The sequence below is a fragment of the Phycisphaerae bacterium genome (genome assembly GCA_035275405.1).
Classification (GTDB): Bacteria; Planctomycetota; Phycisphaerae; order UBA1845; family UTPLA1; genus DATEMU01.
On record DATEMU010000008.1, the window covers coordinates 148,202 to 163,876 of the forward strand.

Here is a 15,675-nt window from a genome sequence, read left to right on the forward strand (position 1 = left end):
ACGATGAATCTCGGTTGTCAGGCCTGCAAGAAGCAGCCGGCTACAGTTCACCTTACGGATATCACTCCAGCGGGGGAGAAGCGCGAGCGCCACCTGTGCGACGAATGCGCCCAGCAGGAAGGCGTCCTGCCGAAGGTACCCGCGACCGTCCCCGTCAGCGAGATTCTCAGCGGTCTGGTCCTCCAGAAGAGTATCGTCCAACAGCTGGCCGATCTGGCCTGCCCGCATTGCAAGCTGACCTTTGTCGAGTTTCGCAACAGCGGCCTCTTGGGCTGTCCCCACGATTACGAGGCCTTTGAAAAAGCCCTCCTGCCGCTCATCGAGCGGGCCCACGAAGGCGCCAGCCACCATATCGGCAAGACGCCTCATAAGCACGCCGATCCCGGCGCGCCGGGACGAGTGGAGACCGATTTGATTCGACTGCGCAAGGAACTGAACCGCGCGGTGGACGACGAGCAGTACGAAGAGGCCGCCCGCATCCGCGATCGCATCAGCACTTTGGAAAAAAAATGATCGTTGACGAAATGGCCAGGCAATCAGGGGAATGGCTCCGCGGCGTCGGACCGATGTCCGACATTGTCATCAGCTCGCGCATCCGCCTGGCGCGCAACATCGCCGGTTATCCCTTCCTCAGCAAGGCGTCGGAAGAACAACGGGCCGAATTGGCCACCATCATCCGCCGCAACGTCGATGAGAAGGCCACCGCCGGCGAGTGGTCCTACCTTGAGATGGCCAAGACCGACGAACTCGATCAGCAGATCCTGATCGAGCGGCACCTGATCAGCCGCCAACATGCGGACTCGCGCGGCAGCCGCGGCGTTGCCGTCTCCAAAAATGAATCCGTCGCGGTCATGGTCAACGAAGAGGATCATCTCCGGCTCCAGGTGCTGCGCAGCGGCCTGCAACTCGATGAAGTTTGGGAGGAGATTTCCCGGATCGACGATCGTCTCGAAGAGCGGATCGACTTCTCATTCCATGCGCGGTACGGCTACCTGACCGCCTGTCCGACCAACGTCGGCACGGGGCTTCGCGTCTCCGTCATGTTGCACCTGCCGGGGCTTAAGCTGACCGGCGAGATCGAACGCGTCTTCCGCGCCGCCCGCGACATGCGCCTCGCCGTTCGCGGTCTTTTCGGTGAAGGGACGGAAGCGACCGGCGACTTCTTCCAGATCAGCAATCAGGTAACGCTTGGCCGAACCGAGGAGGAAATCGTCAACGACTTCAAGCACCTCGTCATCCCCAAGATCATCGACTACGAGAATCGCGCCAGAAAGACGCTGGTGCAGGACAAGACGCTTGCTTTGGATGACCGCGTTTGGCGCTCCTACGGAACGTTGGTAAATGCCCGGACCATCAGCAGCGAAGAGACCATGTTGCATCTCTCGCACCTGCGGATGGGCATTAACCTGGGCCGGATCAAGACGGTCGATATGAAGACGGTTAACGAACTCTTCCTGCTGACCCAGCCCGCCCACCTCCAGAAGCTGCACGGCGGCCGGCTCAACGGCGAACAGCGCAGCATTGCCCGCGCCGAGCTGATTCGCAAGCGGCTGGCGAAAACATAGGACCAAATGACCCCATCAGTCCTATTCCGCCTCCGTCAACACGCATGCATCTCCCGCCGTTTCGCGATCTCAGATCGCTGAACCGTTAAGGAGACCGCGCCGTCGAGCTGCGGGGAAATCTCCACCCAAACCGACTTGTACGCCGGCGTCCGCGACCGCGGATCGATCCGCCGCGGCACAATGACATTCGCCTCAGGGTAGTACATGGCTGCATTGCCCGCACGAATGTCGAATTCGCGTACTAGAATTCGCTCCATCTGCCCGGCTTCGCTGCGCACGACGACCGGTTGGTCGACGCGCAGCCCCAGCCGCTCGATGTCTTCGCGATTCATCAGGATCACGTCGCGCCGGTCCTGGCCTCGATAGATATCCTCCTCCTCGTACACCACAGTGTTGAACTGTCCCTCGGACCGTATCGTCATGAGCCGCAACCGCCCGTTGGAGTGAGCGGACGGAAGTTCATGCACGCGAAATCGGGCGCGCCCGGAGGCTGTGGGAAATCGCGGCGTATGCAGGACGCGACCGCCGATATGGAACTCCTGCTTCGTCTGATCGATGTCCGCCAGCGGCTCGAAGCCGGGTACGATCCTGGCGATCGCCTCCCGAATGGTCGTATGATCCTTCATCCCCCGCCAATCGACCGGCCCGCCCTCGCCCAGCACGCCGATCGCGACATCCGCGATGATCGACGATTCGCTTCGCGGGCCGGGATGGCGCGGCGTGCCTCCGTCGCTCAAACGGACGTAGTTGAACATCGACTCCTGCGTGGTCGATTGCGACTCCTCATCGCGGGCCAGCGCCGGCAGGACCATCGTCTCCCGGCCGAGCCCCCACGCGTGCGTCGTATTCAGCATCGTGTTGACGTACACAACGGTATCGACTCGGCCCAACGCCCGCGAGGCAAACCCCGCGTCGGGCGTCGCCCCAAACAGATTGCCGCCGATGCACCACGCCAGCTTCATCTCCGCGCGCTCGGCGGCCTCCAGGCAACCGATCGTGTCGTGGCCCGGCGTCGTTGGCAGCCGCACGCCAAAGTGCGACTCGAGCCGCTGAAATACGGCCTCTTTGAGTTTCGGCGCGACGCCCACCGAGCCGATACCCTGCACGTTGCTATGCCCGCGGATCGGCAGCAACCCGGCATGCGGTCGCCCGATCATTCCGCGCATCAGTGCCAGATTGACAATCGCCTGAACATTCTGGACGCCATGCTCGTGATGGGTGATGCCCATTGTCCACGCAAAGATGGCGTTGCGGGAGTTCGCGTAAAGCGCTGCGGCATCCTCTATCGCCGCTCGCTCGACGCCGCCCGCCTGCTCGACCGCTTCCCACGTCAGCCCAATAAGATGTTCGCGGAATGCCTCCCACCCCTCGGTCGCGTCGCGAACAAAGTCCTCTTCGATCGCCCCGCGCTCCAGTACGGCCTTGGCAATGCCCGTCAGCAGCGCGAGATCGCCACCCGCATGGGGTTGAAGGTATCGGCTGGCAATGGGGCTGCCGAACAACAGGCTCCTCACGTCTGAAGGGACGCGGAAGTTGACGAGCCCGACCTCGCGCAGGGGGTTGATCACGACGACGTGACCGCCCGTCCGCCGGATCTTCATCAAGGTGCGCATAAGCCGCGGATGGTTCGAGGCCGGGTTGGCCCCGATCAGGAAAACGAGGTCGGCATGTTCCACATCTTCCAGCGTGACCGTCGCCGTCCCCGTCCCGATCGAATCCGAAAGCCCCACGCCGCTGGCCTGATGGCAGTAATACGAGCAATTGCTGACGTGATTGGAGCCGAAAAGCCGCGCGAAAAGTTGCAGCAGAAACGCAGCCTCGTTGGACGAGCGGCCGCTGGAATAAAAAAAGCATTGCTCCGGAGTCGCCGCCTTAAATCGTTCAACGACCCGCCCCAACGCCTCGTCCCACTCAATGACGCGATAATGCGTATCGCCGGGCCCTGCGTAGAGCGGCTGCACAATCCGCCCTGCCGATTCAAGCTCGCGAGCAGAGAGGCTCCGCAACTCCGCCAGGCTGTACCGCCGGAAAAACTCCGGTCGCAGACCGTCCTGCATGTCCGCGGCCATCGCCTGAAACGACTTCTTGCAGATCTCCGGCCAGTGCCCCGCCTCGTTCCGCATCGCCCCGCGCTGCCCGCCCATGCCCAGCGCGCAGGTTTTGCACGCGTTCTTCGTCCGCACCGCGCGCCATAACCGCCGCCAGCCGACACGGTCGGCCAGGTCCAGCACATATTGAAGAGCGGGCCACCCGCCGCCGGATTGGGGACGCTGCATCGATCACCTGCGACTCATCGACTCAGAAATACACCATAGACATCATAACCGCTTCAATAAAAACCCAGCGCGGATGTTACGGGGCCTGTCGAGTCCGCATATGCCATCGCTTTCACTGAATCCAAACGACTCCTCTCCTCCGCTTGCCGTAGCGACCGTCATATTCGAAGATTTGCAAGAGCTGCGCGCATGAACTCCATTTATTCATCCAGAGTTAGGGCCTATCCAGGCATCCTCGTCGCGACGATGGCGAGCCTGTGCGTCGTCTTTTACCCTGGATGTACGACGCCGCCCTTGCTCGACGGGTCGCTTCCGCGTACCAACGGCGACGATACCGAAATCGTCCCCGTTAACTCCGCAGCGGCCAATCTCTCGTCCCTGCAAATTTTTCCAGACGATAATCCCTGGAATCAGGACATCTCCGCCCTTCCCGTGCATCCCAATTCAGCGAACTACCTCGCCTCCATGGGCCTCAATACCGGCCTGCACCCCGACTTCGGCACGGTCTGGGATGGCGCGCCTATTGGAATCCCCTATGTCGTGGTCGGTGGCGACCAACCCAGGGTGCCGGTCTCGTTCGACTACGCCAACCAAAGCGACCCGGGGCCCTATCCGATTCCGCCGGACGCACCGATCGAAGGCGGCGCGGACTCCGATGGCGACCGGCATATCATCGTCATAGATCGCGACAATCGGTTACTTTACGAACTTTTCTACGCCTATCCCTCCGCCGGTGGGTGGACCGCCGGCTCCGGGGCGATCTTCGATCTGACGTCTAACGCGCTCCGCCCGGCCGGTTGGACCTCCGCGGATGCCGCAGGACTGCCCATCTTCCCCGGCCTGGCGCGTTATGACGAAATCGTCGAAGAGGGCGAACTCCATCACGCGCTTCGTTTTACGGTCGCGCACACGCAAAGGGCGTATATCTCCCCCGCCCGCCATTTCGCCAGCTCATCCACCGACGCGAATCGACCTCCAATGGGCCTGCGTGTTCGCCTGAAGGCCGATTTCGACGTGTCGCAGTTTCCGACGACGGTGCAGGTGATCCTCCGCGGGCTCAAACGCTACGGCATGTTCGTGGCCGACAACGGCTCCAATTGGTATATTACCGGGGCGCCGGATTCGCGCTGGAACGATGAGGAACTGAGCACCCTGGGCGACGTCAAGGGCCACGACTTTGAAGTCGTTTACACCGGCGACCCGGTCACAAACTGATCGGGGGTAGCCTTTCGAATGTCGGCCTTGCCATCCTAACAAATACCGAATATACTTTGGTAATGGCCCTCAAACTCGTCGCCAACCCGCCCAACCCCTACGAAAGCCAATATCGCGAATTCCTCGGCCCCCCGCCGCCGGTCAAGGTCGAAATCTACGAGGAGCATGCCAAGAGCCTTGTCACCGAGAATGATAGTCCCGATATCCCCTTCCGCTGGTCGGTCAACCCCTACCGAGGCTGCCAACACGCCTGCGCGTATTGCTACGCCCGGCCCTACCACGAGTACCTCGGCATGGGTGCGGGGACGGACTTCGACACCAAGCTTGTCGCCAAGATCAATGCCGCCGAGCTTCTCCGCAAGGAGGTCGCCCGGCCCAAACTCCGCGGCCAGCCGATCTGTTTCTCCGGCGTAACGGACTGCTACCAGCCGATCGAGGTGACCTACAAGCTGACGCAAGAGTGCCTTCGAGTCTGCCTGGAAATGGGCAACGCCGTCTCGATCATCACCAAGAGCTTCCTCGTCATGCGCGATGCCCAGCTTCTTTCGCAACTTGACCGGGCTGTCGGAGCGACGGTCTATCAGAGCATCCCTTTCGCCGACGACAAGCTGGCCCGGCTCATCGAGCCCCAGGCCCCGCCGCCCTCCAAGCGCTTCGAGGCCATGCGCCGCCTGACCGACGCGGGCGTCCCCGTCGGCGTCATGGTGGCCCCGATCATCCCCGGCCTGAACGACCAGGAGATCCCCGAGGTCCTGCGCCGCGCTGCGGAGAGCGGCGCGTCGTCGGCCGGATATGTGCCGCTTCGGCTCCCGGGCAGCGTCGCCGCCGTCTTCATGGAGCGGCTCAAAGCGGTATTGCCGCTTCGTGCCCAACGCGTGGAATCGCGCATCCGCGAGATGCGCGACGGCCAATTGAACGATTCCCGGTTTGGCAACCGCATGCGGGGCGACGGCGAATATTGGCGGAGCATTCAAGGCTTGTTTCGACTCTCCGTCGAACGTTTTGGGTTGAATTCTCGCCGTCGAGAGAAGGAGGCCGATGGACCGGCGATGCCCGCTCCAAGAGCGGCAACGGGCCAGGCGACTTTTGACTTCGCCTAGGGCGATCCCCGTTTGGATGGACGTGCCCCCGCTGCCGTCAGAGCCGCGTGGCGCAAGCCCGCGGATCGAGCGGCGCATGAACCGCTGAACCGGGAGACGCTTGCCAACAAGTAGCACTGCAAGGAAATAGTGTATGATTAGCGCTTACCGAGGGTTGGCCGTGCGCAGCATTATCTGGATCGCAGCGATTCTCATCGGCACCATCATTGTCATTCTTTTGGTGCGCGCGAAAGACCGCAAACGTCCGGGTTTTCGTGACTGGCTCCGCGACCCGACTTCTTTCTACCGTCGAGCCGCGCAGGACGGGCTGTTCGAGGACCCTGATCCTGGGCGAGTAACCGACGACCAGATTCGCGCGGAGGTTTCTGCGCTATTAAATGACAGGAAGGCACAACGCGCGGCTTCCTGGCTGCGCAAGGTTGGCCCAAGATGTGTTCCCTTCCTTGTTGACGCTCTCCGAGATTCCCGCTTCCTTACCTACTCCCGTCCGAAAGATTCGGCCTTTGCGACTGTTCCGATCGATCGAGTCTTATCGATTCTAGGACGCCTTGGCGATGCGAGAATGGCTGAGGCGATGACGCATCTTGCGTTCGACAGCGATATTCGGATACGGCAGGAGGCCGCCATGGCACTGACCTCCCTCGGGGCGGCGGAGCAGGCGGCCACAATAAAGAGGCTTCTGCTTGAAGGCAATGCAAAAATAGTGGATTACGTCTTCATTGGCCTTCAACATGCAATCGAGCGCAAGACAGCGTCTCCAGAATTCCTAACCGCGATATTCGACGATCTGCAGCAATACCTAACTTGGGAAGAATTTCAATTTGAAAGCAAACCAGCTCAGGCGATGCTCCGCGCAGACCGCAGCCGGGCTCTCTCGATCATTACCAGCGATCCCGTCTGGCGTTTTTCCAATCCGTCGCTGGTTCCGATTCTACGAGCTCTCCTTAAAGAGCGCGTTGATATTCCACCCCAAGCTCTCGCACAGCTCGATCATGAATTGGGCGAACCGAATGGCGACCGTCGCCGCGAGGAAGTGATCGGACTTTTGTTGAATGCGCAGGCCCGCCAGAGAATACGCGGCGTGGAGGCCAGGATAACTCGGTACCTGGATGCGGGTTCGACCTTGATTCAGCACTATGCCGCCGAAGCCTTTGCCGCGATAAACGGAGTCATCGATCCACTTGCACACACCTCTAATTTGATTGACGCACGGGGCTGGGACCGCATGACCGAACCGCAGCAGTTTCTCCACGCGGTTTACGGGCTTGAAGGCGAAGTAAACAATGGCGGATTCAGCCAATATTTTTTCAATTCAGCCGGAGATTTTTGGCGAACTGCGCTCGCGGGGCTCCGTGCGATGAATGTAAACACGACGTTTGAGCTACTTCAGAAAGCCGTAGATTTCTTTGGACCCGATGGGCCTAGCGCAGATCGCGATGAACGACAGGAACAACTCTCCAAAATTATCGATGAACGTGAGGCGGACTTACATGCGCTGGACGACGAATTCTTCAAAGATGAGGATCAGCGATATGTCCGGCTCCTGCTTTACGCTGCCAAAAATGCCGAGCATTTCCACTGAGTACGTTCAGGCGCGCCGAGGCTATCTGCCTGATGGCTTTTGAGTGGTCTGTCCACAATCTACCGTGTATAGTTCGTCCATGACCGCGCTCTATCAATCGTTTCTTACGCTCATCCGCGAAGCCGGAATCCTCGGCTCTGTCGAGGCCCTGCTCGACTGGGACAGCGAGACCTTCATGCCGCCCGGCGGTCTCGCCACGCGAGCCGAGCAGATCGCCTTCATCGCCGGTCAGGCCCATGAGCGGCGGACCAACCCGCGGATCGGCGAACTGCTGGCCAATCTCGAAGTCGGGTCACTCGATCCCATTGCCGGAACCAATGTCCGCGAGACCCGTCGATCCTACGACCGGGCAACAAAGATTCCCGTGGACTTGGTCCGCCGGATCGCCAAGGCCTCGACGCTCGCCAAGGACGCCTGGGGCAAGGCCCGGGCCGAATCCAACTTCGACCCCTTTGCCCCGCATCTCACCGAATTGCTGGACCTTAAGCGTCAGGTCGCCGACCTCGTCGGCTACTCCGGCGAGCGCTACGACGCCCTCCTCGATGAATACGAGCCCGGCATGACCGCGGCGGGCGTGGAAAAGGTCTTTGGTTCGCTCCGCGGCCCGCTTTCGGAGTTCGTGAAAAAAATCGCCCAGGCCAAGCGCAAGCCCGACGTCTCCATCCTGCACCGCCATTTTCCCCGCGCCGCCCAGGAAACCCTCTGCCGCGAATTCGCCGCCGCCATCGGCTTCGACTTCACGCGCGGTCGCCTCGACGTCTCCAAGCATCCGTTCTGCAGCGGCACCGGTCCCGGCGACGTCCGCCTCACCACCCGCTATTACGAGGACTTCCTCTCGCCTTCGCTCTTCGGCGTCCTGCACGAGGCCGGCCACGGTCTCTACGAACAGGGCCTGCCCGTCGAACACCAGTTCACCCCCGCGGGCAATGCCGTCAGCCTCGGTATCCACGAGTCACAATCGCGGATGTGGGAGAACTTCGTCGGCCGCAGCCGCGATTTCTGGGAGGGCCGCTACGACCGTTGCCGCTCCGCCTTCCCCGAAGCCCTCGGCGACGTGCCGCTCGACGCCTTCTACGGCGCGATCAACTTCGTCCAACCTTCGCTCATCCGCGTCGAGGCGGATGAAGTGACCTACAACCTGCACATCATCCTCCGCTTCGAACTGGAGCGCGAGATGATCGCCGGTCGCCTGCAAGTCCGCGACGTCCCCGAGGCGTGGAACGCAAAGATGCGCGAACTGCTTGGCCTCACCCCGCCGAGTAATGCCGATGGCTGCCTCCAGGACATCCACTGGTCGATGGGCGCATTCGGCTACTTCCCGACCTACGCCCTGGGCAATCTCTACGCCGCCCAGTTCTTCGCCGCCTCCCGTAAAGCAATCCCTGATTTGAGCGACCGCATCCGGCGCTGCGACTTCCGCCTGCTCCTCGACTGGCTGCGAACCAACATCCACGCCCACGGTCAGCGCTACCGCCCGGCCGAACTTGTCCAGCGCGTGACCGGCGCCCCGCTGTCCATCGAGCCCTTCATGGACTATCTTCGCACCAAGTTCTCGCCGATTTACGGCCTGTAGCGCCCGCCGTCTCCTCTTTGTAACGGTATAACTACGAAGTTGTGTTGCTATTGATGGCACTGTTCGTGTTCATCTACCGATTGTGGACGGCATACCGCACTTATCTTCGCTCTCGACAATCCATGCGTTTCTTCTGGTTGTGAACATTCTGATCCTACTGGTATGGAATTGAATCGCCCCGGCCGCTACCAGCCCGTCAACACTCGCACCATCCATGCAATATCCTGCCCGTTCGCCACCCCGTCCCCGTTCACGTCGGCCCTCGCCTGACACGTCGCATCGCAGGCGCCGCCCACCAGATAGTTCGCCAACACCGCCGCGTCGGTCAGGTCCGCGGCCCCGTTGTCGTCCAGATCGCACGCATGGATGCTCATCACTGCCCCGCCCTGTAGTTGCACGCTTGCGCCGCTTTCCTTGATCAGCACATCGTAATAGACGTAGCAGCCGTTCAGCCGGATGGTCGCGCCGCTGCCCAGGCTCAGCGTCTGGACGTAAAGGACCTCGCAACCCGAGCCGGCCAGGTTGTCGAAGGCGTTGAGGAAATCGACCGTCCGGCCGCTCTCGACGCGCAGCGTGCCCATCTCGAAGTTGTCGACAAAGCCGGCCGGGTCGCGCGGGCCATAGTCGAAGCCCGCGAGTTCGAAGGTCTGCACGGCCGTTCCGTCCATGGTGAGTTGCCCCGGCCAGTTGAAGATCGCCGGATTCGACGAGTGATTATCAAAGTCCCCGGCCAGCGTCACCGGCTCCGAGGAATCCACCGTCAGTTCGACATCGCCCTCCAGGGTGAAATCCCCGTCCACGTCGAAATTGGAGCCGCCGCTGACGCTCAGGACCGGTGGGGTACAGCCGCGCGGCGCCATTCCATCGTCCCTCAATCCCTCATTCCCTGCCCCCTCATCCCCTGCGGCGAAAAACGCTCCGCAGCCGATGGAATCCATATCACCGACATGCATGGCCACAACCTCGGTCAGGAACATCCGACCTCCCGTCCCACTTGAATTGATCGTCATGCTGCCCGCGCTGAACGACCCGCTCGCACCCGATGCGCATTGCAACGTCGCGCCCGAATCAATCGACACCGGCCCCGACAAATCGACCACTGCGGAACCCTCGATCTCAAAAATAGCGCCGTTGGACAAATCGAGCCGTGTTCCTTCGACGGTTGTCGTGCTGCCACGTGGAGAGCGGAACGGGCTGCTGTCCACAACCCGGAGGGTGCCGCCGTCCGCAGAGTAGCGGCCTGACAGGCCCACCACATTCGTATCGATAATCTCCAGCGTCCCGCCGTTGGTCGCCGTCATCAGTCCGTTATTCACCTTGGCGAGCGATCCCGTCACGCTCAACGTGGCGCCGTTCACGCTACCCCGTATGACTCCGAAACCGCTGTTGGTGATTCGCGCGTCGATCACCCCCTGGCCCGTAATCGTCCCCTTGCAGGTGAGCACACTGGACGGACCCGATGAGATCATTGCCGTAGCGTGGTTCATGAAAATCGGACTGAAACCGCCGACTGTACTGGAAGCCTGCGCGAACACGGTTCGGCCGGCCCCGATCGTGAGCGATCCGTTGTTTTGAATACCACCGGCCGCGTCGATGGTCAGATCGCCGCCGGTGATGTTCAGCGCCTGGCCGGGCTCGACGACAACCGAGTCGATGGTCACGGGAATATCCAGCGTAACGGCCGGTACGGGACAGGTAATGTTCACATTGTACCGATCGCCCAACTGCGGTGTGTCGTTGTTGGGGACGCTTCCGCAATTCCACGTCGCCGGAAGGCTCCAAACGCCTGCGGCAGCGCAGAAGCAGCAGGAGTCAATGACGCCATCCGTTGGATTGCTGTCGATCGAGGGATCGTCGGCGATATCCTCGGCATCGTCGATCCCGTTGTTATTGCAATCCGGGAAGTATTCGTAGGCCCCCATGTCCACGACCGGCGAGCCGGGAATACCGGTATCGCTCGTATACGGGTCGTCCGCCTCGCGTTTGTCGCCCGCCAGATCTAAGGGCGTTCTCTCAGATGTGTTGGCGTCGCCATCGAGATCTGAGGAATCGGGAGGCACGGCCGGAGTGTTGGCCGCGTCGATGCAGGGCGAACCCGCGAGGATATGAAGATCGTCGTCGATGGTCCCCAGAATATCGTCCGGTCCATCGACATCGGCAAAGAGCGGATCGGCATTGATGTTGCCGGTTCCCGCAAGCCCGCCTTGGACATTGCAGTAAGTTACCGTGGCAGTGCCCGCGATTTGCGTCGGCGCGCTGGCCGCGGTATTGCCCCAAACGAGGCTGTTCGTGACGGTGGCCGTTCCGCCGTTGTTGCGCACGCCGCCGCCCGAACTCGACGAATCATTCCTGGTAAACGAACAGTTTGTCACCGTGAGTGTGCCGATCGAATAGATCCCGGCTCCGGATCCGTTGTTGCTCTCGTTGCCGGAAAAGACGGAGTTCACCACGTTGGCGGATGCACCCGCCGCCTGGATGGAAATCCCCCCGCCGCTGGCGACGGTCGTGTTCTTAAGAAAAGTACAATTGATGACGCCAACCGAACCGCCCCCAATCCGCATTCCACCGCCCGTGAACGTCCCATCCGTATTGCGATTCCCCTGGAAGAGACACTTCACGAAGGCCAGGCCGCCGGTGCCGGTGGTGTATGCCCCGCCACCGCCGTCGCCACAGGAGTTCGCAACAATTTTGCATTTGCGAATGAGCGGAGTACCTTCAATGTAAATACCGCCGCCGCGCGCATTGGGTCCTCCAGAGACGCCGGAATTGGCGTTTCCGGCAGTGATCGTGAAACCATCCAAGATTACGCCCGACGTGGCGGACTCGGGGGCTTCGACGACGTTGTAACTGTTGTCCCCATTGCCAAAGAAATCCGGCCCGTCGTTGGACAAGAGATCGCCCGTGAGGACCGTGAGGTTGGCTTCTGGATCGCGCTCGCTCAACATCGACTCGCCGCTCGCAAATCCGCCAAAGATCGCCAGCCCGTTGCGCAGCACGAAGGATTTCGAACGGTCGCCGGTGCCGCTCGGCTTGTACTCGCCGTCAGCCACCCAGATCTCCGTCACGATATTGTCGCCCGGCGGGCAGTTGGCGACCTGCAAGGCAACGCGAAGCTCAGGGAAGGCATCCTCCCAGCTAGATCCATCGTTGGCCCCCGTCGCGTCCGAATCCACGTACAGCCGCGCCGTCGGCAGGGTCTCGCAGGCGTCACCGACGCCGTCGGAGTCGCAATCTTCCTGTCCGGGATTGGGCGCGATCACGCAATTGTCGCACGCGTCGCCGACACCGTCCGTGTCGGTGTCCGTTTGAGTCGAATTCGGCACGCTGGGACAGTTGTCGCACGCGTCGATCAGGCCGTCCGTGTCCGCGTCCGGCTCGCACATGTCGCTGGTGCCGTTGCTGTCGCAGTCGATCGCCGTAACGACCACATCGTCGATTCCCGCCTCCACCAGCGAACCGGTAGCAAGGTCTGACGCACGGAAGCGCAGGCGAATGGGTCCCGTGGCTGTGACAATGTCGCTCACCTGGAACGTGTGCTGGATCCACGCGAGGGGGGGACTCGTCGGCCCGACCGTTTCCGCATTCACCCATGAATCCCCGTCGTCCGGTGAAATATCGACCACGAACAGATCCGCATTGGGGGCTCCGCCGAGATTGTTACTATACCAACGCCAATAGCTGATGATGGCGTCGTTGCCCGGTAGCGCGATCGACGGAGATGTCAGCGTGGTCGTGCCTCCATCCACATCGGCCTCGCCCGCCCCGCCACCGACGGACCCTTGTCCGGTCACAAAGCACATCGTTCCCGCCGGAGTGTGGTCATCCTCGGTTTGCGCCGCAGTCCCGTTAGGATCGACGCGCGTCCAGATGCCGGTACTGGCATCGTCGGGCCCGACCGTCCAGCCCAGATTGGTCTCAAAGTCGTCGGAAAAAACGATGAGATTCGGCGCGCAGGTGCATTCGAGCGGATCGCAGGCGTCGCCGATGCTGTCGTTGTCGCAGTCCCCCTGAGTCGGGTTCGGCATGTTGAGGCAATTGTCGCAGGCGTCACCGTCGCCGTCGCCGTCGACATCGGATTGGGTTGGATTCGCAAGGCCAAGGCAATTGTCGATGCAATCCATGGCCCCGTCGGAGTCCACATCCAAATCCGGCTGTCCACAACCGCATACGCCCGGATCGATCTTGTTCGGATCGTTCGGACAGCCGTCGCAGACATCGATGAGGCCGTCACCATCCGTGTCCGTCTCGCACTCGTCGAGCAGTCCGTCCTGGTTGCAATCGCCCCACGCGAAGATATACGCGGAGCCGGCGTCGGTCCCGCCCGCATGATCGTCGAACCACGCCCCAACCACCACGGTGTCTCCGGAAAGCGCCGCCGAAATCCCGAAAAAATCACTTGCCGCGGCATCGTCGGCCGTTAACTTCCTCCGTTCGGTCCAAAGTCCCCCTGTTCGCGTAAAGACATATGCCGAGCCGGCGTCCGTACCGCCCGCGTGATCGTCGCGGTTTGCCCCAATGACAGCCGTATCGGCGGACAGCGTGACCGAAATGCCAAATCGGTCGTTCCCCGCCGCGTCCGACACGGTCAGTTTTTGCTGCTGGGTCCATGTTTCGCCGGATCGGCTGAAGATGTAGGCTGAGCCGGCATCCGATCCCGCAGCGTGATCGTCGAAATTTGCTCCCACAATCGCGGTGTTGCCGGAGAGAGAAACGGCGATGCCGAAGAAATCACTGGCCGCGGCATCGGAGGCGGTCAGCTTTTGTTGCTGGGTCCAAAGCGTGCCTGAACGTGTAAAGACATAGGCCGAACCGGCGTCCGTGCCGGCGATCGTATCGTCGTTTTCGTCCCCCACGAGCACCGTGCCTCCGCTGATGGCGACGGACGAGCCGAACAATTCGGCGGCGGCGGCATCGGCCGCGGTAAGTTTCGCCTGCTGGCTCCAAGTCGTCCCGGATCGAATGAAGACATAGGCAGCGCCGGCGTCGGAGCCCCCCCCATTATCTTCGCCTGGTGCTCCGCCAATCGCCGTTTCACCATCGATGGCGATGGCCCGACCCAATTGGTCCCCCGCAGCCGCATCGGAAGCAGTGAGCTTGGCCTGTTGCGTCCACACTCCAGCCGACCGCACGAAGACGTAAGCCGACCCCGATGCGTTACCGAAATCGTCGTCAAACGGCGAGCCAACGACGATCGTATCGCCGCTGATGTCAACGGACGCGCCAAAACTATCGCCAGTGGCGGCGTCCGACGCGGTGAGCTTGGCTTGTTGTATCCAATCCAACCCCGACCAGACAAATACGTATGCCGATCCGGCAGATGTTCCCCCCGCATGCGTATCCTGATTGGCGCCGATCACAGCCGTATCGCCTGAAATCGCCACTTGCAACCCAAACGCATCACCCGACGCCGTATCCGAACCGATAAGTTTTCCAATCTGCGTGTCAAACTCGCACTGGTCCGGCACGCCGTTCGTGTTGCAATCGTCCTCGCAGACATCGCCGACGCCGTCGTCATCGCAGTCCTCCTGGCCCGAATTCGGATCGTTCGGACAGTTGTCCACCATGTCGGTTACGCCGTCTCCGTCAGAGTCCACATCGGGCGCCACCTCCAGCGTGATCTGTGTTACCAAGCTGGCGCCGGTATTGGATGGAAAGGAATCAGTGCTAATTAAATGAACACTGTTAACTCTAAAGAGGCCGAGGGATTCGACATACGGAATGCCGCCCGGTCCCAGTGGGGAGGGATCGAAAAAAGTGCCGCTTCCCTGACTCGCGGGAGTGGTGGCCACATAGAAGGCCACGCGATAACTAGCGCCGCTCTGCAAAGTCACGGAGATCGGAATCGTCACGGGGCCGCTTGAGAAGATTGTCGTGTTGCCCGATGCAAGCAGGAGGGTGCTGGCGCTATCATAGACCCTGGCGCCGACGAACGCCGACGTAGCCGAGCCGATACTCAGACCATCGAGGCGCATGGACGACAATACCTGATTCGTACCGGACAAAACTGTCACGTCCACGCCGCGGGTTTCATTGAACGACTGCCCGCCAGGGAACGTGCCGCTGGGACCGGAAATCAAACTGACCGGTGTCGCACGAGCGGAATTCGCACCGAACGCGATGGCCACCAAGGCGGCAATGACCTGTGTCGACCCGAGCTTCAAGAATATTTTCCACCGGGCTTGGACGATCCAATCGGCGGACGGAAGAAAGCTCCCTCTTCCTATGACGAGGCACGAGCGTTTCATGGCCTCACTCCTCCCCCCATTACTCGTCGCTTGAGATTGACCCGATCAAGCCGCTCCGAACCGTCAGTTTATCACAAACGTGCCCCGAATTCCACGCCCGGCCCATCGTTTGCGGCCAT

At 61.3% G+C, this 15,675-nt stretch carries 8 protein-coding genes; 6 read left to right on the forward strand and 2 right to left on the reverse strand.

Annotation, left to right across the window (positions count from 1 at the left end; all coding sequences use genetic code 11):
- Nucleotides 1-3: 3 nt before the first annotated feature.
- Together VJZ71_11825 and VJZ71_11830 are read left to right on the forward strand one after the other, a co-directional pair.
- Nucleotides 4-513, forward strand: coding sequence for a UvrB/UvrC motif-containing protein (locus VJZ71_11825; GenBank protein HKQ48749.1), 510 nt, complete (start codon nucleotides 4-6; stop codon nucleotides 511-513).
- The gene (locus VJZ71_11830; protein ID HKQ48750.1) at nucleotides 510-1,565 is read left to right on the forward strand and encodes a protein arginine kinase; all 1,056 of its coding nucleotides are present in this window, start codon (nucleotides 510-512) and stop codon (nucleotides 1,563-1,565) included. The genes VJZ71_11825 and VJZ71_11830 overlap by 4 nt, the downstream gene beginning before the upstream one ends.
- Nucleotides 1,566-1,600: 35 nt before the next feature.
- On the opposite strand, the gene VJZ71_11835 is transcribed toward VJZ71_11830, so the two are convergent.
- Nucleotides 1,601-3,841 carry an FdhF/YdeP family oxidoreductase gene (locus VJZ71_11835; protein HKQ48751.1) on the reverse strand — a complete coding sequence of 747 codons (2,241 nt, stop codon included), beginning with the start codon at nucleotides 3,839-3,841 and terminating at the stop codon, nucleotides 1,601-1,603.
- Between the two features lie 189 nt (nucleotides 3,842-4,030).
- Here VJZ71_11835 and VJZ71_11840 point away from each other — a divergent pair, with 189 nt between their 5' ends.
- The 4 genes from VJZ71_11840 (at nucleotide 4,031) to VJZ71_11855 (ending at nucleotide 9,311) form a co-directional block, all read left to right on the forward strand.
- Nucleotides 4,031-5,056: a hypothetical protein gene (locus VJZ71_11840; GenBank protein HKQ48752.1), complete on the forward strand. Its 1,026-nt coding sequence runs from the start codon at nucleotides 4,031-4,033 to the stop codon at nucleotides 5,054-5,056.
- A gap of 62 nt (nucleotides 5,057-5,118) precedes the next feature.
- Nucleotides 5,119-6,156, forward strand: coding sequence for a PA0069 family radical SAM protein (locus tag VJZ71_11845; GenBank protein ID HKQ48753.1), 1,038 nt, complete (start codon nucleotides 5,119-5,121; stop codon nucleotides 6,154-6,156).
- Nucleotides 6,157-6,289: 133 nt separating this feature from the next.
- Nucleotides 6,290-7,738, forward strand: coding sequence for a DUF4375 domain-containing protein (locus VJZ71_11850; GenBank protein HKQ48754.1), 1,449 nt, complete (start codon nucleotides 6,290-6,292; stop codon nucleotides 7,736-7,738).
- Nucleotides 7,739-7,817: 79 nt separating this feature from the next.
- On the forward strand, nucleotides 7,818-9,311 hold the full coding sequence (locus tag VJZ71_11855) for a carboxypeptidase M32 (GenBank protein HKQ48755.1): 1,494 nt from the start codon (nucleotides 7,818-7,820) through the stop codon (nucleotides 9,309-9,311).
- A gap of 185 nt (nucleotides 9,312-9,496) precedes the next feature.
- On the opposite strand, the gene VJZ71_11860 is transcribed toward VJZ71_11855, so the two are convergent.
- The gene (locus tag VJZ71_11860) at nucleotides 9,497-15,556 is read right to left on the reverse strand and encodes a thrombospondin type 3 repeat-containing protein (protein HKQ48756.1); all 6,060 of its coding nucleotides are present in this window, start codon (nucleotides 15,554-15,556) and stop codon (nucleotides 9,497-9,499) included.
- Nucleotides 15,557-15,675 lie beyond the last annotated feature (119 nt).